Source organism: Mesorhizobium sp. (assembly GCF_024509055.1).
Taxonomy (GTDB): Bacteria; Pseudomonadota; Alphaproteobacteria; order Rhizobiales; family Rhizobiaceae; genus Mesorhizobium.
Genome location: NZ_JANINM010000395.1, coordinates 1 through 20,877 on the forward strand (window position 1 = coordinate 1; position 20,877 = coordinate 20,877).

Annotated in this window: 20 protein-coding genes, 1 tRNA gene and 1 pseudogene; 9 read left to right on the forward strand and 13 right to left on the reverse strand. The window is 64.4% G+C overall.

From position 1 onward, the window contains the following. Nucleotides 1–233: pseudogene (locus tag Q0L57_RS20400) on the forward strand (transcriptional regulator); the annotation flags it as partial. Nucleotides 234–242: 9 nt separating this feature from the next. Here the strand turns inward: Q0L57_RS20400 and Q0L57_RS20405 are convergent. The 3 genes from Q0L57_RS20405 to Q0L57_RS20415 form a co-directional block, all read right to left on the reverse strand. Beyond that, a complete protein-coding gene (locus Q0L57_RS20405) occupies nt 243–860 on the reverse strand; it encodes a transglutaminase-like cysteine peptidase (protein ID WP_296744838.1) in 618 nt (205 codons plus the stop codon). 175 nt (nt 861–1,035) lie between these two features. Beyond that, complete coding sequence (locus tag Q0L57_RS20410) at nt 1,036–2,316, reverse strand: polyhydroxyalkanoate depolymerase (RefSeq protein ID WP_296744839.1); 1,281 nt, start codon at nt 2,314–2,316, stop codon at nt 1,036–1,038. 287 nt (nt 2,317–2,603) lie between these two features. Beyond that, on the reverse strand, nt 2,604–2,966 hold the full coding sequence (locus Q0L57_RS20415) for a septal ring lytic transglycosylase RlpA family protein (protein WP_296744840.1): 363 nt from the start codon (nt 2,964–2,966) through the stop codon (nt 2,604–2,606). A gap of 305 nt (nt 2,967–3,271) precedes the next feature. Between Q0L57_RS20415 and Q0L57_RS20420 the strand changes: the two genes are divergently transcribed. From Q0L57_RS20420 to Q0L57_RS20435, 4 genes are all read left to right on the forward strand, one after another. Next, nucleotides 3,272–3,457 carry a hypothetical protein gene (locus Q0L57_RS20420; protein ID WP_296744841.1) on the forward strand — a complete coding sequence of 62 codons (186 nt, stop codon included), beginning with the start codon at nt 3,272–3,274 and terminating at the stop codon, nt 3,455–3,457. Nucleotides 3,458–3,885: 428 nt separating this feature from the next. Beyond that, nucleotides 3,886–5,226 carry an FAD/NAD(P)-binding protein gene (locus tag Q0L57_RS20425; protein ID WP_296744842.1) on the forward strand — a complete coding sequence of 447 codons (1,341 nt, stop codon included), beginning with the start codon at nt 3,886–3,888 and terminating at the stop codon, nt 5,224–5,226. Nucleotides 5,227–5,405: 179 nt separating this feature from the next. Further along, nucleotides 5,406–6,842 (forward strand): pyridoxal-phosphate dependent enzyme, encoded by a 1,437-nt coding sequence (locus Q0L57_RS20430; protein ID WP_296744843.1) that lies wholly within the window; start codon nt 5,406–5,408, stop codon nt 6,840–6,842. Continuing rightward, nucleotides 6,839–8,008: a PLP-dependent aspartate aminotransferase family protein gene (locus tag Q0L57_RS20435; protein ID WP_296744844.1), complete on the forward strand. Its 1,170-nt coding sequence runs from the start codon at nt 6,839–6,841 to the stop codon at nt 8,006–8,008. The genes Q0L57_RS20430 and Q0L57_RS20435 overlap by 4 nt, the downstream gene beginning before the upstream one ends. 19 nt (nt 8,009–8,027) lie before the next feature. On the opposite strand, the gene Q0L57_RS20440 is transcribed toward Q0L57_RS20435, so the two are convergent. Together Q0L57_RS20440 and Q0L57_RS20445 are read right to left on the reverse strand one after the other, a co-directional pair. Then, on the reverse strand, nt 8,028–8,804 hold the full coding sequence (locus Q0L57_RS20440; RefSeq protein ID WP_296744845.1) for an abortive infection family protein: 777 nt from the start codon (nt 8,802–8,804) through the stop codon (nt 8,028–8,030). 59 nt (nt 8,805–8,863) lie between these two features. Beyond that, nucleotides 8,864–9,415: a hypothetical protein gene (locus Q0L57_RS20445; protein WP_296744846.1), complete on the reverse strand. Its 552-nt coding sequence runs from the start codon at nt 9,413–9,415 to the stop codon at nt 8,864–8,866. A 239-nt stretch (nt 9,416–9,654) separates the two neighbouring features. Here Q0L57_RS20445 and Q0L57_RS20450 point away from each other — a divergent pair, with 239 nt between their 5' ends. From Q0L57_RS20450 to Q0L57_RS20465, 4 genes are all read left to right on the forward strand, one after another. Beyond that, nucleotides 9,655–10,896, forward strand: coding sequence for a D-amino acid dehydrogenase (locus tag Q0L57_RS20450; RefSeq protein ID WP_296744847.1), 1,242 nt, complete (start codon nt 9,655–9,657; stop codon nt 10,894–10,896). Nucleotides 10,897–10,938: 42 nt separating this feature from the next. Then, the gene (locus Q0L57_RS20455; RefSeq protein ID WP_296744848.1) at nt 10,939–11,760 is read left to right on the forward strand and encodes an aspartate/glutamate racemase family protein; all 822 of its coding nucleotides are present in this window, start codon (nt 10,939–10,941) and stop codon (nt 11,758–11,760) included. Between the two features lie 107 nt (nt 11,761–11,867). After that, entirely contained in the window at nt 11,868–12,047 is a 180-nt protein-coding gene (locus Q0L57_RS20460) for a hypothetical protein (RefSeq protein WP_296744849.1), read from the forward strand. 129 nt (nt 12,048–12,176) lie between these two features. Beyond that, entirely contained in the window at nt 12,177–13,154 is a 978-nt protein-coding gene (locus tag Q0L57_RS20465) for a glycosyltransferase family 8 protein (RefSeq protein ID WP_296744850.1), read from the forward strand. Here the strand turns inward: Q0L57_RS20465 and Q0L57_RS20470 are convergent. The 8 genes from Q0L57_RS20470 to Q0L57_RS20505 form a co-directional block, all read right to left on the reverse strand. Continuing rightward, complete coding sequence (locus Q0L57_RS20470; RefSeq protein WP_296744851.1) at nt 13,148–13,453, reverse strand: UBP-type zinc finger domain-containing protein; 306 nt, start codon at nt 13,451–13,453, stop codon at nt 13,148–13,150. The two genes, Q0L57_RS20465 and Q0L57_RS20470, sit on opposite strands and share 7 nt — an antisense overlap. Nucleotides 13,454–13,484: 31 nt before the next feature. Continuing rightward, entirely contained in the window at nt 13,485–15,158 is a 1,674-nt protein-coding gene (locus Q0L57_RS20475; protein ID WP_296744852.1) for a cyclic nucleotide-binding domain-containing thioredoxin-disulfide reductase, read from the reverse strand. Between the two features lie 251 nt (nt 15,159–15,409). Next, nucleotides 15,410–15,494, reverse strand: a tRNA-Leu gene (locus Q0L57_RS20480). A gap of 130 nt (nt 15,495–15,624) precedes the next feature. Continuing rightward, on the reverse strand, nt 15,625–16,245 hold the full coding sequence (locus tag Q0L57_RS20485) for a 2,3-bisphosphoglycerate-dependent phosphoglycerate mutase (protein ID WP_296744853.1): 621 nt from the start codon (nt 16,243–16,245) through the stop codon (nt 15,625–15,627). Between the two features lie 36 nt (nt 16,246–16,281). Next, nucleotides 16,282–17,103: a 4-hydroxy-tetrahydrodipicolinate reductase gene (gene dapB / locus Q0L57_RS20490; RefSeq protein ID WP_296744854.1), complete on the reverse strand. Its 822-nt coding sequence runs from the start codon at nt 17,101–17,103 to the stop codon at nt 16,282–16,284. Further along, nucleotides 17,100–18,947, reverse strand: a complete 1,848-nt coding sequence (locus tag Q0L57_RS20495; RefSeq protein WP_296744855.1) for an ABC transporter ATP-binding protein — start codon at nt 18,945–18,947, stop codon at nt 17,100–17,102. Before Q0L57_RS20495 ends, dapB begins: the two co-directional genes overlap by 4 nt. A 141-nt stretch (nt 18,948–19,088) precedes the next feature. Further along, nucleotides 19,089–20,108 carry a glucokinase gene (locus tag Q0L57_RS20500; RefSeq protein WP_296744856.1) on the reverse strand — a complete coding sequence of 340 codons (1,020 nt, stop codon included), beginning with the start codon at nt 20,106–20,108 and terminating at the stop codon, nt 19,089–19,091. Between the two features lie 178 nt (nt 20,109–20,286). Then, the coding region (locus tag Q0L57_RS20505; protein ID WP_296744857.1) for a penicillin-insensitive murein endopeptidase at nt 20,287–20,877 on the reverse strand (591 nt) is incomplete at its 5' end.

Genomic DNA, 20,877 nt, shown 5'->3' on the forward strand with positions numbered 1-20,877 from the left:
CGACCTGGACGCTGATCCAGAAGATCATCGGCTATTTCAACATCATCTGGGACGATGCCGAGGATCTTGCGCGCCTCGCCGAGACCTCGCACCCCAGGGTCAGGATCGACACGTCAGGCCTGTCGCCGGCGGCGACAGAGCTGGCCAATCTGTTGGCCGAGAGCATCGAAAAGCTCGACGAAGCGGAGTTGCGCCGCCTCAGCGCGTCGATCCGAGCCGCGTTGCGCGCGTAGGGCGAGAGCCTACTGCACCGCTCCGACCAGCACCTGCTGACCGTCACGGATCGAAACCCAGCGGCCGGTGTTGTCGATCGCCTGTCGCTTGAGGTAGCGGTAGCCGGTGGCGTCCCAGGCTTTGACCTTGTCGGTCAGATTGTCGAGGATGTAGTCGCCCTTGTCGGTGCGCACGGTCAGCACGGCATGGCCCTCGCCGTCCGGCTTGCGCACCACCGTGATCAGCAGGTCGGCGAGCGAAATGCCCATGCGGGAAAGCTGGCGCCGCTTCTCCAGCACATAATCCTCGCAATCGCCGTAACCGTCATCCGGATAGGCCCAGACCTCGTCCTTGCCGTAATGGTCGAGATCGCTCATCGGCTTGACGGCGGCGTTGACCTCGGCGCTCACGGTGGTGATCTTTCGCCAAAACGCGTCGGTCATCCTGGCGGGCTCAAGATCCGTCGGGTGGATCGAGCATTCGTCGGCATGGAGCTTGCAGAAGTCGTAGTGCCCGATCGGTTGCGAGGTCAGGCCACCCGTGGCCATGGCGCCGGCCGCCCAGGCAGGCACTGCCCAGTGAGCCGAAATCGCCAGCCCCACGGCCGCGCATAAGCGCAACACCCGCGCCATCGGTGAGGAAGTCATTGTCCCCGCTCGCCCTGTTTATTAACGAAACGTTAAAGGCGATTTACACTTCGTGTCAATTAGGGACAACAACCCCGTTGCCGGCATGGTTACCGGCGCGGCTCCGACAGCGTCTATTGTGCAACAGGGCGGTCCGGCGGCCGCGAAAAAGCCGCTGGATCGAACCGCTTTTCGCTCAGCCCTTGGCGGCGGAGCGGACCAGCCTCGGCTTCGCGGCAACACGGTTCTGCCGGCCATAGCTGGTGACGAAGTCGACGATGCGGGGCACGATCTCCGAGCGGAAGCGCGAGCCGTTGAAGACGCCATAGTGGCCGACCGCCGGCTGCATGTAGTGCGCATGCCTGTCGGCCGGGATGTTCACGCAAAGGTCGTGCGCGGCCTGGGTCTGGCCGAGGCCGGAAATGTCGTCGTTCTCGCCTTCGACAGTGAACAGCGCGACGTTGCGGATCGCCGACGGATCGACGGCTTCGCCGCGATGCTTCATCTCGCCTTTCGGCAGGGCGTGGCGCACGAATACGGTATCGACGGTCTGCAGGTAGAACTCCGCCGTCAGGTCCATCACTGCCAGATATTCGTCATAGAAGTCGCGGTGCTTCTCGGCGCTGTCGCCGTCATGCTTCACAAGGTGCATGAAGAAGTCCTTGTGCGCGATGATGTGGCGGTCGAGGTTCATGCTCATGAAGCCCGAGAGCTGCAGGAAGCCGGGATAGACCTCCCGGCCGAAGCCGGGCACCGGCCAGGGCGCCCGCATGACGACATTGTCGCGGAACCAGGCGATGCCCTTCTCCTCGGCCAGCAGGTTGACTGCGGTCGGGTTGCTGCGGGTGTCGATCGGGCCGCCCATCAGCGTCATCGTCGACGGCACGAAGGGATCGCCGCGCTTTTCCATCAGCGCCACCGCGGCCAGCACCGGGACGGAGGGCTGGCAGACCGCCATGACATGGGTATCCGGGCCCAAGGCATGGAACATCTCGATGACGTATTCGATGTAGTCGTCGAGGTCGAAGCTGCCCTTCGACAACGGCACCATGCGGGCGTCGACCCAGTCGGTGATGTGCACATCGGCATAAGGCAGCATCGCCTCGACCGTGCCGCGCAGCAGCGTCGCGTAGTGGCCCGACATCGGCGCCACGATCAGCAGCTTCGGATCGGGCTTGCGGCCGGCGGGCAGGGCGCGCTCGAAGCGCAGGAGATTGCAGAATGGCTTCGACCAGACCGTCTTTTCGGTCACGTCGACCGTCTTCCAGTCGACCACGGTCTTCGCCAGCCCGAACTGCGGCTTGCTGTAGCGGCGCGTGGTGCGTTCGAAGAGCTCGGCGGTAGCCGCTATCGAGCGGCCGAGGGGCGTGTGCGAAACCGGATTGAGCGGGTTCGAGTAGAAGAACCGCACCGCGTCGGCATAGAGGCGAGCCGGCTGCAGCGCCGCATGGTTCAATTCGTAGAGCTGGTAGAACATCGAAAACCCCGCTGCATGCTCGCGACCGAAGGGACGACGAGCAGCGCCGAGCCTTGAATGTCTCGCGGCGAGGTTAACAAGATATTGTTGCGATGCAATACGTCACGTGGCGTGACCAATGCGTCTTTGGTCCAAAGTGTTGTAAATCAGCCTTTGGACGGTCGAGCCGGCTCAGTGTGCGGCGCCGAAGTGTGAAACTAATGTGTCCGGCCCTCTTGCCGGACGCCAGACCATGATCTCCGAACCAGATTCCGGCCTCAGGGAGATCATGGCCCGGCATTGATTTGTCAGACGCGCGCCATGCAGATGGCGGTCTGGCCCGAACCGACGAATCCCAGCTGGTTGGCCGCGCCGCGGGAAAGGTCGAGCACGCGGCCCCGGACGAACGGCCCGCGATCGTTGATGCGCACGATGACGCTGCGGCCATTGTTCTTGTTGGTGACTTTGAGCTTGGTGCCGAAAGGCAAGGTGCGATGCGCCGCGGTCAGGGCCGAGGGATTCATGCGTTCGCCCGAGGCGGTCCGCGAATGCAGCGCATACCAGGAAGCGCGACCGCACTGGGCGGCGGCCGAGGAGGCGGTCGAGGCGCCGGCCATCAGGCCAGCCGCGATCGTCACCGCGACAAGCGCGGTCTGGTTCGTTTTCTTCATCTTTTGGGGGTGGCTCCGTTTACAGACAGCCCCGCCTAAGTGTCGATTGAGGCAGGAAATGCGGCGGGCATCTGGCGGTTCCATGGCAAAGGCACACGTTTGGAGTCGCCGCGAAACAGTTTGTCATGACATTTCCGGACCGCGAGAGCGTATTCTTCATGAACATCGCGCCGATGTGCGGGAAGTGTTGAGTCGGATCGGCCGTCGTTTCGCAAGTACAGTGGGAAGCGACTGCTTCGCTTCCTTTGCCTGCTCTGTTGCGCCTGCATCGCCGTTAACGATCGACTTTCCAGGAGCCCCTCCGGATGCGACTTATCAGAAATCTGCTGGCGCTGATTGTGCTGGCTATCGGGCTGTTGTGGTCGCTGCAGGGCTTCGGTCTTGTCCAGGGCAGCTTCATGACCGGCCAGAAGCAGTGGCTCTACATCGGGATCGTCACGATGCTGGTTGGGCTGCTGGGTCTTCGCTGGGCGAACCGCTCACGCATCTGATGGTGACAACTGCGGTTGAGAAGCCCTAACGCCGGCTGCCCCGCCGGCGCTGAAAGATTCAATACCTTCACGCTGCCTTTGCCGCCGGCTTCGCCGACTTGGGTCACGTTGCGGCGTCCGTCGACGCCGATCGGCGCATCGCCATAGACGGCGCCACGGCGACGGCGCGCGGATGCAGCTTTCCTACGGTACCCAGCGAGCGAAAAATCCCTACTGTCACCCTTATGTCGGTAAGCCATGCTCCAAATCGCCAGCGAATTGGAAACCCGGTTTCGTGCGTGGCCCGGTTAGTATAGTAATCTTATCAACATTGGGAGTGAGAGAACGATGCGCGACCACTTGAACAGCATTTCGGCGATCGTTCGCGACCCGCGGCGCCGGCCGCCTACCGCGCGCTGACCGCGACGCGACGTTCCTGAATCTCAGCCATGGTTGGACGCGGCAACTCCATCATCATTGTCGGCGGCGGCGCCAGCGGCGTCGTGCTGGCCGCGCATCTTATGAAATCGCCCAATCCCGACCTGCGCGTGACCCTGATCGAGAAGCGCCCGCATTTCGGCCAGGGCATGGCTTATTCGACGCTGCTCTCCGCCCATGTGCTGAACGTCAAGGCCTCCGGCATGAGCGCCTACGCGGACGATCCGGAAAACTTCGCCCGCTGGGTGCTGGAGCGCGGTCTCGCCGATCCCGACGGTGGGCCGTTCTACGCGCCGCGTAGTCTGTATGCCCGCTATCTGAAGGAACTGCTCGACGATCTCGAGGAGCGCGAGCGCGAGAGCGGCCGGCTCCGCCTGATCCGCGAGGAAACCCTGTCGATCTCGCCGACGCCTTCGGGCGTCGATGTGGCCCTGGCCAACGGCACCAGCGTCGTCGGCCACCTGGCTGTGCTCGCCACCGGCCATGACGAGCAGCCGGGCGCCTTCCAGGGCCGCGCCGTTCGCATGGGCTCGGAGGCCGACGCCGCGCTCGAACCTGAGGCCCGGGTGCTGCTGCTGGGCACGGGCTTGAGCATGGTCGATGCCTTCCTGTCGCTCGACCAGCGCGGCCATCGCGGCGAGATCGTCGCGGTGTCGCGGCGCGGCCTGCTGCCGTCGCCGCACCGCAAGGGCAATCCGATCAAGCTCGATATCGCCGACATCCCGCTCGGCACCCAGCTTTCCTATTTCGTCGGCTGGTTCCGCAACCTGATCCGCGAGAACCAGCAGGCCGGCGGCGACTGGCGCGACGTCGTCGACGGCCTGAGGCCGTTCAACCAGACGATCTGGCAGAACTGGCCCTCCTCCGCCAAGCGACGCTTCGTCGAGCACACCAAGGCCTGGTGGGACATCCACCGCCACCGCATGGCGCCGGAGGTGTATGAGCGTATTACCGGAGCGGTACGGTCGGGTCGCATTCGCCTCGTTGCCGGACGCGTTGTCGATGTCAGGCCAGGCGGGAGCTTCGCCGTCGATATCCAGCAGCGCGGCACCCAGGCGCTCGAAACGCTCGATGTCGCCCGCATCTATGATTGCATGGGCATTGCCCGCGATATCTCCACCACCTCGAACGGTGTCGTGCGCACGCTGGTCGAGCGTGGCCTTGCGAGGCCGGACCCGCTGCGCCTCGGCCTGGATGTCACCGCCAAATGCGAAATCATCGCAGCCGACGGCACGATTTCCTCGCGGGTCCTCGCCGTCGGGCCGCTGACGCGCGGCACCTTCTTCGAGATCGACGCCATCCCCGACATCCGCGTCCAGTGCGCCAGGTTGAGCAAACAGCTGCTGGGGTGAGTTTCTGTCGAGGGGACGCTGCCCCGCCAACTCTAGAATTTTCAGCGTTGCTGGCAGGCGGTCGCTCGCGTTTTATGGAATTCCATTCCTCCACTCGCCGCCGGATTGGCACGATCTATCTTCTTTCCAACAGCGATCGGCTGGAAAAGACACTAGTTTCGACCCGTGGAGCAGCGGACATGAGCGAGCAGAGCAAAGCGGCGCCGGACGGAGAGGAGATCAATCTTTCTCGTCTGCGTCCGCCTTACGCCTCGGTGCTCGACCTGATCGGCCAGACGCCGATCGTCGAGCTGACCAAATTCGACACCGGCAAGTGCCGGCTGTTCATTAAGCTGGAAAGCCAAAATCCCGGCGGCTCGATCAAGGACCGCATCGCGCTGTCGATGATCGCGGCTGCCGAAAAGGACGGCAGGCTGAAGCGCGGCGGCACCATCGTCGAGGCCACCGCCGGCAACACCGGCCTCGGCCTTGCCCAGGTCGGCATCCCGAAAGGCTACCGCATCATCCTCGTCGTGCCCGACAAGATGTCGCGCGAAAAGATCCAGCATCTGCGCGCGCTGGGCGCCGAGGTGCGCATGACCCGCTCCGATGTCGGCAAGGGCCATCCGGAATATTACCAGGACATGGCCGAGAAGATCGCCGCCGAGCTTCCAGGCGCCTTCTACGCCAACCAGTTCGCCAATCCGGCCAATCCGCTGGCGCACCAGACAACCACCGGCCCGGAAATCTTCTCGCAGCTCCACGGCGATGTCGACGCGGTGGTGGTCGGCGTTGGCTCCGGCGGCACGCTCAGCGGGCTTGGCCGCTATTTCGCGAAACATTCGCCGAAGACCGAGATGGTGCTGGCCGACCCGGTGGGCTCGGTGCTGGCGCCGCTGATCAAGACTGGCAAGATGGAGGAAGCGGGCAGCTGGACCGTAGAAGGCATCGGCGAGGATTTCGTTCCGCCCAATGCCGACCTGTCCCTGGTCAGGAAAGCCTATTCCATCCCTGACAAGCAGAGCATGCTGGCCGTGCGCGATCTCCTGTCGCGCGAAGGCATCCTCGCCGGCTCGTCGTCCGGCACGCTTTTGTCCGCGGCGCTTCGCTATTGCCGCGAGCAGACGTCGCCGAAACGCGTCGTCACCTTCGTCTGCGACAGCGGCAACAAGTATCTCTCGAAGGTCTTCGACGATATCTGGCTGGCCGAGCAGGGCCTTGCCGACCACGAGCAGCATGGCGACCTGCGCGACTTGGTGATGCGCTCGCCCCGCACCGGCGACATCGTCGTCGTCGGCCCGGACGAAAGCCTGCTCAACGCCTATGGCCGCATGCGCCGTTCCGATGTCTCGCAGCTGCCGGTGCTCGACGAGGGCAAGCTGGTCGGCATCGTCGACGAGAGCGATATCCTCGCCAGGGTCGACGGCCCCTATGACGGTCGCTGGGACCGCTTCAACGCGCCGGTCCGCACGGCCATGACGTCGAACCTTCACACCCTGCAGGCCAGCCAGACGCTGGATGCGCTGCTGCCGGTCTTCGATCGCAACGAGGTCGCCATCGTCTTCGATGGCGACGAGTTCGTCGGCCTGATAACCCGTATCGACCTGATCAACCATCTGAGGCGTCGCGCAAGATGACTTCGAACGGCAAGAACCGCCTGGCCTTCTCCACCCGCACCGTGCATGGCGGCCAGCAACTCGATCCGACCACCGGCGCGGTGATGGTGCCGATATACGCCACCTCCACCTACGGCCAGCAGTCGCCCGGCGTGCACAAAGGCTTCGAATACGCGCGCAGCCAGAACCCGACGCGCTTCGCCTTCGAGCGCGCCGTGGCCGACCTCGAAAGCGGCTCCGCCGCCTTCGCCTTCGCGTCTGGCCTGGCGGCGATCGGCACGGTGCTGGAGCTTTTCGACGCCGGCGCGCATGTCGTCGCCACCGACGACATCTATGGCGGTTCGTTCCGGCTGATGGAGCGGGTGCGCAAGCGCTCGTCGGGTTTGCAGGTGAGCTTCGCCGACTTCACCGACCTCGCCGCGGTCGAGGCCGCGATCCGGCCGGAAACGAAACTGCTCTGGGTCGAGACGCCGACCAATCCGCTGCTGCGCGTCGTCGATCTCGAAGCCTTGGCGGCGCTCGCACGACGCAAGGGCCTGATCACCGTCGCCGACAACACGTTTGCAAGCCCCTACATCCAGCGCCCGCTGGAGCTCGGCATCGACATCGTCGTCCATTCGGTGACGAAATATCTCAACGGCCATTCCGACATGGTCGGCGGCGTCGCGGTCGTCGGCGACAACAAGGACCTCGCCGATCGGCTGAAATTCCTGCAGAACGCAATCGGCGGCATTTCCAGCCCGTTCGACAGTTTCCTGGCGCTGCGCGGCCTGAAAACCCTGGCGCTGCGGATGGAGCGTCATTCGGCCAACGGCCTGAAGATTGCCCAATGGCTGGAGACGCGAAAAGACGTGCGCCGGGTCCTCTATCCCGGCCTCGCCAGCCACCCGCAGCACGCCATCGCCGTCCAGCAGATGCACGCCTTCGGCGGCATGATCTCGGTCGACCTCGACCGCGACCTCGCCGGTACCAAGCGCTTCCTCGAACGCACCCAGCTCTTCACGCTGGCCGAAAGCCTCGGCGGCGTCGAAAGCCTGATCGAGCACCCGGCACTGATGACGCACGGCTCCATTCCGGCGGAGAAGCGTGGGGAGATCGGGATTTCGGATTCGCTGGTGCGGCTGTCGTGTGGAATCGAGGATGGGGACGATCTGATCGCGGATCTGGAGCAGGCGTTGGGGAACTGAGCGTCCCTAGTAAGCTGCTCTAGGCGGCGTTCAAGCGGATGTGCCTTTCCACATACGTCTCTACTAGGAACATCGCCACGGCTCCGGCCGTGTTCACGGCAAGGCTCGCATGACGCGCAGACGGTTTGACTGGCAGACGGCCGCCTCTGCCATGAGAATCTGAGAGGCGATTGCGGAGGGTGCCTATGCCGTTCACAAGGTTCATAGCTCCCCCCAAAATGGCTTTGATTGGCTCCTCGCTATGTTGGTCCGGTGCAAGATTGAGAGCTTTCGCAGCCATTTGATAGAGCTTCGGCAAATCCTCCTTGTCCGTATAAGAGATCGAACACTCATCTAGGATGCGCTTGCACACCGTCTCCAGCAAAGTCCGAGCGATCGTTATGGCGCCTTCCGGATCCGACGATCGTCTTGCCAATGCCTTGTTCCAAACTGCATGAACTCCTTCGGCATCGAACGTTTCCAATGCTTCTGAAACGAGTTTGTCACCCGGAGCCGAACCCTTACCTTCCAAATGGTCCATGAGTGGCGTGAATCCTGCCGCTATTATCTGGCGGCGTTCGGCATAGGTTCCGACTTGATGTTTTATCCAACCCCAGAACGAAGTCAGGTTCCTGTGTGTTCGAACAAACGCAGGTAGCAGAGGTTTGAACTCTTCGTTCTGCACGAACTCGCGCCGCAGGTGTTCGTAAATGTCATTCTGTGAAGACCCCCCTGTAGCGCAGTCGATCAGAATACTTTCGACCATGGAAACACGCTCCATCGGGATCGAAGGTAGCTCGGTTTCATTTATCCCCATTGCCAAATTCCTGACAGTCTCGACTCAGATCAACAGAAATACTACCAGACGGTTGACCCCTATCGCTTCTTGTTCATGTGAAGCCGCGCAGCTTCTTCCAAGGCATTGCCCCAGACCTCAAGGTCGGCTGCTGCCCGATCTGGCATTTTGCCCAACAATCCCTTCGCCGCTGCTTCGGCTTGGCGAGAGAAGAGCTTAGTGCAACGAAGAGGGAACCCTCTACTATCGTTGAAGTCGAGCCCAAGATCGGCAAGTATGGCTACCACTTCGTCGTCGGTGGCCTCACTTGTCTCATATTTTTCTTCGTGTTCATAAAATTCGTCATCAATGTCCCATCGTTCTTGCGACGCTTCATGCAAAGCATTGTAGTGGGCGGGAAAGGCGAACATTGTGTCGCTCATCGTAATGCCAAATGTCTTCTTGGAAAGGTCGTTGACCTCAACCTCTAGCGCTGGCGGCAGCTCGCTTCGAGCGGTAGTGTAGAGCAGAAGCTTTCGCTCAATCGTATCGAATCCCGGCAAGTCCAAAACTCTCGTTGGCACGAGCGGCAGGGCACGATCCGGCTCAGCGGCGGCTGTTAATTTCAACCATTCGGCATATCGTTTCTTCATTTGGACAAACCCGAAAGAATCGAATCTACCCTAGATTATCCGCAGGTAGGTTGGAACGAAACAGGAATACGCTCACGTCCCCGCAATTCACCTATGTTGTTAGGCTCTGAGCGGGCAACGATTGCGATTGGCACTGCTTCATCCACCATCACAGCGTTTGGGTCTTGGCCCAAACGTCCAGCCTTTGCAATTTCCGAATCCCCTCTAAACTGTGCCGGCTTGCGATCTCGGGAGGCGCCATGCGCGTGATCGTGTTGGGTGGTGGCGTTGTCGGCGTCACCACCGCCTATCAACTGCAGAAGGACGGGCACGAGGTCGTCATCCTCGAGCGCCAGCGTCAGGTCGCCGCCGAGACCAGCTGGGGCAATGCCGGCATGATCGCGCCGGGGCATTCCTTCGTCTGGTCGTCGCCCAGGGCGCCGATGATCCTCTTGAAATCGCTGGTGTTGAAGGACCAGGCGCTGCGCTTCAAGCTCTCGGCCGATCCCAGGCTCTACAGTTGGTCGTGGCTGTTCCTGATGGAATGCACGGCCGAGAAGGCCAGGCGCAACACGCTGCTCAAGCATCGGCTGGCCGCCTATTCGCAATCCGTCCTGCACGAGGTCGTCGCCGACGAGCGGATCGACTACGACCGCAACGGGCGCGGCATCGTTTATTTCCATCGCAGCCAGCAGGCGCTCGACAAGGGCGTCGAGCACATGAAGCTGCTCGAATCCGACGGGCAGGAGATCAAGGTGCTCGACCGCGACGGCGTCGTCGCGCTCGATCCGGCGCTGGCATCGGCCAGGGACAGGATCGCCGGCGCCATCTATTGCCCGACGGACGAGACCGGTGACCCGGCGAAATTCACCAGGGGGCTGGCGGCGAAAGTCGTCGAGCGCGGCGGCGCCATCCACACCGGAACCACGATCACCGGCATCGAAACTGCTGGCGACGCCGTCACCGAAGTGGTGACCGACAAGGGGAGCTTCGACGGCGACGCCTATGTGCTGGCGCTCGGTTCCTACAGCCCGCTGATCGCCGGCAGGATCGGCATCAACCTGCCGATCTACCCGATAAAAGGCTATTCGCTGACCATCCCCATCGGCAACCGGCCGGCGCCACCGACCATCGCCTGCATCGACGAGCACAATCTGGTCGCCATCTCGCGCTTCGGCGACCGGTTGCGCGTCACCGCCACGGCCGAATTCGCCGGCTACGACACCAGCCACAAGCCGGCCGACTTTTCCTTCATGAAGGGCGTGACCGAGGAACTCTATCCGGAGGGCGCCGATTACGGCCGCGCCGAAATGTGGGCGGGGCTGAGGCCGATGACCCCGAACAACCTGCCCGCATTCGGGCGGCGGCGCCTGCGCAATCTCTACCTCAACACCGGGCACGGCCACATCGGCTGGACCATGTCGCACGGCTCGGCCCGCATCACCGCCGATCTCATTGCCGGCCGCAAGCCGGCCATTTCCATGGATGGTCTTTTGAATTGAACAGGCCGGTCCGACGCGACCGGCAAGAAGAAAGGGAATGCCATGTCTGTCAGCGCGGCTGCTACCCGCCTTCAGTCTTCCGGACCGGTCGGCCCCAAGCCGGTCGACCTCGGCGTGCTGCCCTCCGAACTCGACGGCGGCCTCGCCTCGCGCGCGGCGATCGGGCTTGCGATCCTCGCCACCGACCAGACGCTGGAGCATGAGTTCCGCGCGCTGGTGCGCATTCCGGGCGTCGCATTCTACGAGGCGCGCCTCTTCAACGACAACGACATCACGCCCGAAACGCTGCGCGCCATCGGCCCGAGGATCGCACCGACGGTCGACCTCATCCTGCCCAGCATCCCGCTCGATGTCGTCGGTTTCGGCTGCACCTCGGCGACGATGACGCTCGGCGAGGAGGCCGTGTTCGCCGAGATCAGGAAGGCCCGGCCCGGCGTCGCCTGCACGACCCCCGTCACCGGGGCGCTAGCGGCGTTCAAGGCGCTGGGCGCCAGGGGCATCGGCCTGCTCACGCCCTACGCGCCCGAGATCAACCAGGGCCTCGTGCGCTATTTCACCGGGCGGGGCCTCGACATCGCCGCCGTCGCCACCTTCGACCGGCGCGACGACCGCGAGGCGGCCCGCATCTCGCTTGCCTCGATCGAGGCCGCGGCCGAGAAGATGGCCGAGGCGCCGGGCGTGGACGCGATCTTCATCTCCTGCACCAGCCTGCGCGTCGCCGAGGCGGTCGCCGGGCTGGAACAGCGCATCGGCATCCCCGTCACGTCGTCCAACCACGCCATGGCCTGGCATTGTCTCAGGCTCGCCGGCATCGATGATGTCGTGCCGGCCGGCGGCAGGTTGTTCGCCCTGCCGGCCGTCTGATCGCCGGTTTGCGCGCTGCGCGAGCCGCGCGTTAACGGAATCGGAAGGGGTTGTTTAACGCTTCGCAACTATGTCGTGCCCCGGGGAGGCAGGACAGAGTGAGGACGATGAACGACAGCCCCGAAAAGCGCAGCGAGTGGCGCGCCATACTTTACGTCCAGGCCCGTGTTGCCGTCCTGTTCGTGCCGATCCTGCTCAGCCTGCTGATCATCGGCGTCATCGCCGGCAACGAGCGCAGATCCGTTCCTGACGGCATCGACCGCACCGTCACCAGCTCCGTGAAATAGGCGGCGTGCCGAGCGCACCGAAGCGCGGTGCGCTTTTCGGGAGAAACCCGAATCGGTTACGTCGGTCAGCGGCCCATGCTCAAAGGCCACTGACAAATCGATTGGAGTCCCCCAGTTGAGCGGATCAGGATGACGGCCTGTCTCAACGTCGCTCTTTGCGTCGACGGTGGAAATGTCGAGCAGGCGGCGGTGACGATCGCCTCGGTGGTGGCGCATCTGTCGCCCGGGCCGCCGCTTGCCTTCCATGTGTTTCACGGGGAGACGCCAAGCCGCCGGTCGCGGCGCCTTGAAGCACTGCGGGTGGCCCCACATCGGCTGTTCGTGCATTACGTCGAGAACCGGTTCCGCGATATCACGCTGTTCGATCACGTCACGCCCGCGGCGTTGCTGCGGCTCGAACTCGGCGAGTTCCTTCCCGACCTCGACCGGGTTCTCTATCTCGATGCCGACATCCTGGCGGTGGCCGACATCCGGCCGCTGCTCGCCACCGATCTCGGCGGGTCCGTGGCGGCCGCGGTGCAGGATTTCGGCCTGCACGCGGCCTTGGCCGAAGAGGCGGTCACCGGTAGGCCGGACCATGTGCTGCATGTCCGCGACGCGCTCGGCTGGGACCCCGCCGACTTCACCTATGTCAATTCAGGGCTCCTGCTGCTCGACCTTGCCGCCCTGCGCCGCGAACGGTTCGGCGAGCGGGCTGGGCAGCTCGTGCTGGATCATCCGCACAGGTTCCGCTGGCGCGACCAGGACGCGATCAACCTGCTGCTCAACGGCCGCATCGAGCTGCTCGATCCACGTTGGAACGCCATGATCTGGTATCTCGAGCGGGAGCCTCGCCGCCACCATGCCAATGCCGAGCAGATGGCCGCCGCGGCGGAGCAGCGCCGTGATCCCTGGCTGCTGCACTTCTCCGGCGCCTGCAAGCCATGGGATTGCCTTGTCGATATCCCGGAGTATCGCCGCTGGTGGCGCACGGCGGTCCGCACCTCGCCGGTCTGGGGCTTGAGATGGCTCAGGCTGCAGCTGGCGACTGCGGGAGCGTCGATGCGAGGGAGTATCCGGCGCGGGCGCAGGCGCGTGAAGCGGCTCGCGTCGAGCGCAACTCAGTAGAAGCGCGGGATCGGGCCGTTCTGCGGTGTGGTGCGCTCGCCAAGGTCGATGAACACTTCGTCGACATAGCACCAGCCCCAACCCTCGGGCGGGTCGTAACCCTCGATCACCGGGTGTTGTGTGGCATGGAAGTGCTTGGTGGCGTGGCGGTTGGGCGAGTCGTCGCAACAGCCGACATGGCCGCAGGTGCGGCACAGCCTGAGATGCACCCACCAGGAGCCGCTCTTCAGGCATTCCTCGCAACCGAGCGCGCTCGGCGTGACGTCCTTGATGTCCTTGGTATGCCCGCACTCATCCATCACGCTCTCCTCGCCGGTTATGCTTCACTGCTTAGCTCTCAGCGGCGCGGCCGCCATTCCGCGCCAGATAGGCATGCAGCGCCGCGACCACCTGGGCGCCCTCGCCGACGGCGGCCGCCACACGCTTGGTCGAGCCGCAGCGCACGTCGCCGATGGCAAACACGCCGCCGCGGCTCGTCTCCATCAGCCCATGTCCCGGCGCCACCTCCGGCCCGGTGCGGACAAAGCCCTTGGCGTCGAGCGCCACCTCGCAGTTGGCCAGCCAGTCGGTGTTCGGATCGGCGCCGATGAACAGGAACAGATGGCGGATAGGGCGCGTCGTTTCCACGCCGGTTGCCCGGTTGCGCCAGCGCAGCGCTTCGAGATTGCCTTCCTGCCCTTCCAGCGCGGCGATCTCCGTTTCTGTCAGCACCTCGATGTTCGGCTGCGCCTCGATGCGCTCGACCAGGTAGCGCGACATGGTGGCATCGAGGCTGTCGCGCCGGGCCAGCAGCGTCACTTTTCTTACATTGCTGGCCAGGTAGACAGCCGCCTGGCCGGCCGAGTTACCGGCGCCGACCAGCGCCACCTCCTGGTCGCGGCAAAGCCGCGCCTCGATCGGCGAGGCCCAGTAATGCACCGAGGTACCCTCGAACTGCGCAAGATTGTCGATGTCGAGCCGGCGGTAGCGCGCGCCGCTGGCGATCACCACCGTGCGCGTCCGCACCGTCTCGCCGTCGCCGACATCGAGCCGATAGCGCGTGCCGTCGCCGGCCGAGCCGAGCAGCTTCGCCTCGTCGGGGATCACCATCTCGACGCCGAATTTCTGCGCCTGGTTGTAGGCGCGCGCCATCAGCGCCATGCCCGAAATGCCGGTCGGGAAGCCGAGATAGTTCTCGATGCGCGAGGAAGCGCCGGCCTGCCCGCCGAAGGCGCGGCAGTCGAGCACGATCGTCGACAGTCCTTCGGAGGCGGCGTACACCGCCGCCGCCAGCCCTGCCGGCCCGGCGCCGACGATCGCCACGTCATAGACCTTGTCGGCATCGATCGGCCGCAGCAGGCCGACGCAGCGGGCGAGCTCGTTCTCGCTGGGATTGTGCTGCAGCTTGCCGTTCGGACAGAGAACGATCGGCAGATGGTGCGGGTCGACATGGAAGCGCTCGATCAGCGTCTTGGCGCAAGGGTCGGTGTTGGAATCGAGCGCGCGGTGCGGCAGGCCGCTGCGGCGCAGGAACCCCTCCAGCCGCAACACGTCGCCATTGCCGGGCGGGCCGATGATGATCGGTCCGCTGATGCCGCTTTCGAGCAGGCCGACCCGCCGCAGGATCAGCGCCCGCATCACGCGCTCGCCGAGATTGGCCTCCTGCACCATCAGGTCGCGCAGCCGCTGTGACGGGATGACGATGGCCTCGACCGGTCCGTTCGCCTCGGCATTGACCAGCGACGGCCGGCTTGAAAGCTGCGCCAGCTCGCCGACGAAATTGCCGGGGCCGTAGGTGATGATCGGCTCGCGCGGCCCGATCCCACCGGCCTGGGTGATGTCGACCTTGCCCGACAGGATGACGATCAGGCCGGGCGAAACCGTGCCGGCCGTGACGATATGTTCGCTGGCTGCATAGGCGCGCGCCTCGCCGAAGCGACGCATGCGTTCGATGTCCGCATCGGTGAGGATGGGGAACATCTGGTCGCGGCGCGAGGCGATGGTCGGGCTGACAGTAGGGGCCATGGGCGCGAGCGTAGCGAAGCGCTCACCGGGTTTGAAGCGGTTTGTTCAGGGACTGGCCGGATGGGGAGGTTGGTGCGGCCCTATGCCGTCGTCATACTCGGGCTTGACCCGGGTATCCATGCGGTGACCTGGGCCGAATGGTGCAACGGGGGCGGAACTCTGGCACGCCGCAACACTTCGAAGTCACGGCAGCGAGCCTCCAGACAACAATAAGATGGAAGGCGCAAATCCCGTTGGTAGTCGGGAAAAGATGGTGCCCAGAAGAGGACTCGAACCTCCACTCCTTGCGGAACACGGACCTGAACCGTGCGCGTCTACCAATTCCGCCATCTGGGCTGGTGCGGGCTCATGTAAGCGGGCAAACGATGTGTGTCAACGCGCTTTTTTCATTGCATGTCGCCCAAAAGTGCGAAGCGGTTTTGGGATAACGACATGCAACAAAACAAAAATCAGCTCGGGCGCTGCCTCAGCCCTCCAGCACGTCCTTCGACGCCACCGTCGAATCAGCGTTGAGCTTGTAGATCACCGGCACGCCGGTGCCGAGCTCGAGCTTGACGATCTCCTCGCCGCTCTTGCCGTCCAGCGCCATGATCAGGGCGCGCAGCGAATTGCCATGCGCGGCGACCAGCACCGTCTCGCCGCGCAGCACATGCGGCTGCACCTCGTGCAGGTAATAGGGCCACACGCGCGCGCCGGTGTCCTTCAGGCTTTCGCCGCCGGGCGGCGCGATGTCGTAGGAACGGCGCCAGATATGCACCTGCTCCTCGCCCCACTTCTTGCGCGCGTCGTCCTTGTTGAGGCCGGAGAGGTCGCCATAGTCGCGTTCGTTGAGCGCCTGGTCGCGGATCGTCTTCAGGTCGCTCTGGCCGACCACGTCGAGGATATGCTGGCAGGTCTCCTGCGCCCGCTTCAGCGCCGAGGTGTAGGCGATGTCGAACTTCAGCCCGCGCGCCTTGAGCTTCTCGCCGGCGGCCAGCGCTTCCGCGTTGCCCTGCTCGGTCAGATCGACGTCGCGCCAGCCGGTGAACAGGTTCTTCAGGTTCCATTCGCTCTGGCCGTGGCGCACGAGCACGAGAGTTCCCGACATGTTTGCTCCTCTGGGATGGTTTGAAAAGGGACAGGCTCAGCTCAAGCCGAGCACGTCCCGCATGGAATAAAGTCCGGGCTTCTTCGCGCGGGCCCAAAGTGCGGCTTTTACCGCGCCGCGGGCGAAGATCGCCCTGTCCTCGGCCTGGTGCGAGAGCGTGATGCGTTCGCCGGTGCCGGCCAGGATCACCGAGTGGTCGCCGACCACGGAGCCGCCGCGCAGCGTGGCGAAGCCGATCGAGCCGGCCTTGCGCACGCCGGTATGGCCGTCGCGTACCCGCACGCTGTTGTCCTGAAGCGCGATCTCCCGGCCCTTCGCCGCCGCTTCGCCCAGCAGCAGCGCCGTTCCCGACGGAGCGTCCACCTTGTGCCGATGGTGCATTTCGAGGATCTCGATGTCGAAATCCTCCGGCCCGAGCGCCCGCGCCGCCTGTTCCACCAGCACCGCCAGGAGGTTGACGCCAAGGCTCATATTGCCGGATTTGACGATCGTCGCATGGCGCGCGGCCGCGGCGATCTTCTCATTGTCCTCGGCCGAGCAGCCGGTGGTGCCGATGACGTGCGCGATACGCGCCTGCGCGGCATAGCCCGCGAATTCGACGCTGGCTGCCGGCGCGGTGAAGTCCAGCACCCCGTCGGCCTTGGCGAAGGCCGGAAGCGGGTCGTCGACGATCGGCACGTTGATGATACCGATGCCGGCAAGCTCGCCGGCGTCCTTGCCGAGATGCGGCGAGTCCGGCCGCTCGACGGCGCCGGCGACACGCGCACCTGGCATGGTGTGGATGGCGCGGATCAGCGTCTGTCCCATGCGGCCGGCGGCGCCGACCACGACCAGCCCCATGTCACCCGCTTCGCTCATGCGTTTCTCCCGGCCGCCTGCTTCTCGCGCTGCGAAGTTTGGCCCTGCTTGGCGTCATCGACAAGCCCAAGCCCCTTCTTGCCCTGCACGCGGTGGAAGCGGGCATAGGCGCTGTGCGGGTCGGCCATCAGCGAGGCATGCGTGCCTTCCTCGACCAGCCGGCCCTCTTCCAGCACGATGATGTGGTCGGCATTGACCACCGTCGACAGCCGGTGCGCGATGACAATAGTTGTGCGGCCCTCCATGACATGCGTCAGCGCTTCCTGGACGCGCGCCTCGGCCTCGTTGTCGAGCGCCGAGGTGGCCTCGTCGAGCAGCAGGATCGGCGCCTGGCGCACGATGGCCCGGGCGATCGAGACGCGTTGGCGCTGGCCGCCCGAAAGCGTCGCGCCGCTCTCGCCGACCGGCGTGTCGTAACCTTGCGGCTGCTGGCGGATGAATTCGTCGGCCGCGGCCAGTTTCGCAGCCTGCTCGATCTCGGCGTCGGTGGCCGAAAGCCGGCCGTAGCGGATGTTGTCGCGGATCGTGCCTTCGAAGAGATAGGGCGCCTGCGAGACATAGGCGATCGAGCCGCGCAGCGATCGCTTGGTCACCTTGGAGATGTCCTGGCCGTCGATCTCGATGCTGCCGCTGTCGACATCGTAGAAGCGCTGCAACAGCGCCACCAAGGTAGATTTGCCGGCGCCTGACGCGCCGACAACGGCCGTGACCTTGCCTGCGGCCGCAACGAAACTCACGTTCCGCAGCACCGGCATGTCGGAGGCATAGCCGAAGTTGACATCGGTGAACCGAACTTCGCCGGTGGTGATCCTGGCCTCGACGGCATCGGGCGCATCGCCCTGTTTCGGCTCCAGGTCGAGCAATTCGTAGATCATGCGCGCGTTGACCAGTGCGCGTTCCATCGTGACCTGCATGCGGGCTAGGCGCCGCGCCGGGTCATAGGCCAGGATAAGCGCGGTGATGAAGGAAAAGACTGACCCCGGCGGCTGACCAAGTGCCAGCGCCCGGTAGCCGGAATATGCGACTACCGCGGTGACGGCGAGGCCGGCCAGCATGTCGGAAATCGGCGCCAACCGTTCGGAGACGCGGGCGATCTTGTTGCTGCGTTGCTCGGCCGTGTCGGCCATGATGCCGATACGACGCGCCAGCTCGTCCTCCATGGTGAAGGCCTTGACGATGGCGATGCCTTGCGTGGCCTCCTGGACCGACCCGCTCAGCCGCGAATTGATCAGCACGGATTCCCGGTTGATCTTGCGCACCCTGCGCGTGATGTAGACAACGGCCCAGATCAACGGCGGTCCGATAAGCAGCGAACTGAGCGACAGCAGCGGATCCTGGTAGACCATGAGGGCGATCAGGCCGATCAGCGTGACGGCGTCGCGGGTAATCGAAATCAACGTCAACGACAAAAGATCGCGGACACCGCCAATATTCTCGTCTAGCTGCGCCGCCAATCGGCCGGAGCGTGTGTCGTTGTAGAAGTTGACGCCGAGCTTCATCAGTTGGTCGAACGTGCGCTTCTGATATCGGGCGATCAGATTGTTGCCGATCCTGGCCAGAATCACCGCTTGGCCGTAACCGGCGAAGCCGCGCACCATGAAGGCGGCCATGATACCGGCGCAGATCCAGACGACCGAGTAGCCGCTCCGTTCGTAGAAGATCTCGTTCACCATCGGCGACATTACCCAGGCCGAAAAGGTGGTCGCGCCCGAAACCAGCAATGAGCAGACGATGACGACCGCATAGGACCAGCGATGGTCATAGCCGTTCTCGGCGACGATACGACGGAGTACAGAGGTGACTTCGCCAGGTCTTGCTTTCGAGTGTGTGGTTGGCTGATTCAAATCGGCGGCGTTCCGTGGATTCTGGTGTCGCGTCCCGGCAGGACCGGAAACGCCGCCTCTCTTAACGCCCCGGTAGCGGCTTGCCTATGGCCTTGGTGCGAAACTTCGTCGCGCCTTGAAGCGCGAACGCGAGGAGCGGGCTCACGCCCGCCAGTGCCGCCCCGCCGTCTGGACGCCGAACAGCGAGGGGGTCCTGGCATAGGCGGCAAGGCCGAGCAGCGCCGCCAGCGGATGGGTGATGACATAGACCGGCATTTCGCGCATCAGCCCGCTGTGCGGCGCCTTGTCCTCGAAGGCGGCGCGGAAATTTCCGGCCTTCAGCGCCGGCACGATCTTCTGCGCGATGCCGCCGGTAAGGAACACGCCGCCACGGCTCTTGAACACCAGGGCCAGGTCGCCGGCCGTGCGGCCGAGGCAGGTGACGAAGAGTTCGAGTGCTTCCTCGGCCACCGGATCGGTCTTGGCGAGCGCGGCAGCGGTGACTTCGGCAGGCGTCGTGAACGGCGCCGGCCTTGCGTCGGCCTTGGCCACCGCGCGATAGACGTTGACCAGCCCACGTCCGCACAGGATCTGCTCGCCGGAAATACGGCCCTCGAGCTTCTCGATATGCGGGAACACCTCGAAATCGCGCGGCGTGCGCGGGCCGATATCCATATGCCCGCCCTCGCCCGGCACCGGTATCCAGTGGCGCAGCGCGTAGATCAGCCCGGCGACGCCGAGCCCGGTGCCCGGGCCAAGCACCACCCGCCCGGCATTGGGCTCGGCCGTGCCGCCGCCGATCTTTTCCATGTGCTCTTCGCCGAGCGCCACGACGGCCAGCGCCTGCGCCTCGAAATCGTTGACGACGACGATCTCGCTCAGGCCGAGATTGGCAAACATCTGCTTCGGCTTGACCACCCACGGGCAGTTGGTGAGCCGGATCTCGTCGCCGTCGACCGGACCGGCCACCGCCAGCACCGCCGAATGCGGCTGGATCGACGAACGGTCGAGCACCGCGGCCTGTATCGCCTCGTCGATGGTGGCGAAATTGGCGGTCTGGACGATATGCGGCTCGCTGGCCTCGGAGTTGGCGTCGAGCACGATCGAGAAGCGCGCATTGGTGCCGCCGATATCGCCGATCAGGACCGGAAACCGCAGTGCTGTCTCGTCTTCGCCTGCCATGCTCTTGCTCGTCCCCGTTCTCGGCCGCTTCTCGCCGCCTCGTCGTTGACTAGAGCATTTTGCGGCCAAGTGGAATCACTTGGCGTCGCGCAAATGCAGCTAAAGACAACAGATAGAGCGGGATTTGCCCCTGTCCCGCTCCAGTCCGGGCTTTCGTCGGTGAAAAGCCGCTTCGGCCCTAGTTTCCCGGCCTTGGCCTCGGCACCGGAATGCCGTTCTTCGGCGTTGGGGTGAAGGCACTCGCGGCCGATGGTAGGGCCGCGTCCTCGCTGGAGATCGTCCCGGCCGGCTCGGGCGGAGCCGGGTCGGTTGTCGCGACCGCCGCCGCGCCGCCACCATGGTAGGTCACGGCTTCCAGCGAAGGCGCGTCCGGCGCGTAGAGAACGTCCTGGCATTGTTTCGGCAAATTGGCCATCGTCATCAGGTCGCGCGCCTTGGGTGCGTCCGGGTTCTTGTTGGGGCGCCAGGGTTCCTCGGTGAACCACCAGGCAAGCGGCTTGCCGCAGCCGTCGTCCTCGGGCGTCGTCTCCTGTCCCTTGCAGAAAGGCGAGCCCGGTTGGCAGCCGATGCGCATGTGGAAATGATAGTCGTGGCCCCAGAACGGTCTGATTTTGCGCAGCCACGAGCGGTCGCCGGTGACTGTGTCGCAAAGCTTCTTCTTGATGCCGGGATTGACCAGGATGCGCTCGACCTCCGGATAGCCGGCTGCGCGCTTCAAGAGCCGCGTATGCGCCGGCGTCCACAGCGCGTCCTTCACCAGATGCGTCTT

Bases quoted from the DNA above. Each gene is read 5' to 3' on its own strand.
- Q0L57_RS20405 (WP_296744838.1), bottom strand. From the start codon at position 860: ATGACTTCCTCACCGATGGCGCGGGTGTTGCGCTTATGCGCGGCCGTG.
- Q0L57_RS20425 (WP_296744842.1), top strand. From the start codon at position 3,886: ATGGTTGGACGCGGCAACTCCATCATCATTGTCGGCGGCGGCGCCAGC.
- Q0L57_RS20485 (WP_296744853.1), bottom strand. From the start codon at position 16,245: ATGTCGGGAACTCTCGTGCTCGTGCGCCACGGCCAGAGCGAATGGAAC.
- Q0L57_RS20435 (WP_296744844.1), top strand. From the start codon at position 6,839: ATGACTTCGAACGGCAAGAACCGCCTGGCCTTCTCCACCCGCACCGTG.
- Q0L57_RS20450 (WP_296744847.1), top strand. From the start codon at position 9,655: ATGCGCGTGATCGTGTTGGGTGGTGGCGTTGTCGGCGTCACCACCGCC.
- Q0L57_RS20465 (WP_296744850.1), top strand. From the start codon at position 12,177: ATGACGGCCTGTCTCAACGTCGCTCTTTGCGTCGACGGTGGAAATGTC.
- Q0L57_RS20420 (WP_296744841.1), top strand. From the start codon at position 3,272: ATGCGACTTATCAGAAATCTGCTGGCGCTGATTGTGCTGGCTATCGGG.
- Q0L57_RS20475 (WP_296744852.1), bottom strand. From the start codon at position 15,158: ATGGCCCCTACTGTCAGCCCGACCATCGCCTCGCGCCGCGACCAGATG.
- dapB (WP_296744854.1), bottom strand. From the start codon at position 17,103: ATGAGCGAAGCGGGTGACATGGGGCTGGTCGTGGTCGGCGCCGCCGGC.
- Q0L57_RS20455 (WP_296744848.1), top strand. From the start codon at position 10,939: ATGTCTGTCAGCGCGGCTGCTACCCGCCTTCAGTCTTCCGGACCGGTC.
- Q0L57_RS20460 (WP_296744849.1), top strand. From the start codon at position 11,868: ATGAACGACAGCCCCGAAAAGCGCAGCGAGTGGCGCGCCATACTTTAC.
- Q0L57_RS20430 (WP_296744843.1), top strand. From the start codon at position 5,406: ATGAGCGAGCAGAGCAAAGCGGCGCCGGACGGAGAGGAGATCAATCTT.
- Q0L57_RS20440 (WP_296744845.1), bottom strand. From the start codon at position 8,804: ATGGGGATAAATGAAACCGAGCTACCTTCGATCCCGATGGAGCGTGTT.
- Q0L57_RS20470 (WP_296744851.1), bottom strand. From the start codon at position 13,453: ATGGATGAGTGCGGGCATACCAAGGACATCAAGGACGTCACGCCGAGC.
- Q0L57_RS20500 (WP_296744856.1), bottom strand. From the start codon at position 20,108: ATGGCAGGCGAAGACGAGACAGCACTGCGGTTTCCGGTCCTGATCGGC.
- Q0L57_RS20445 (WP_296744846.1), bottom strand. From the start codon at position 9,415: ATGAAGAAACGATATGCCGAATGGTTGAAATTAACAGCCGCCGCTGAG.
- Q0L57_RS20410 (WP_296744839.1), bottom strand. From the start codon at position 2,316: ATGTTCTACCAGCTCTACGAATTGAACCATGCGGCGCTGCAGCCGGCT.
- Q0L57_RS20415 (WP_296744840.1), bottom strand. From the start codon at position 2,966: ATGAAGAAAACGAACCAGACCGCGCTTGTCGCGGTGACGATCGCGGCT.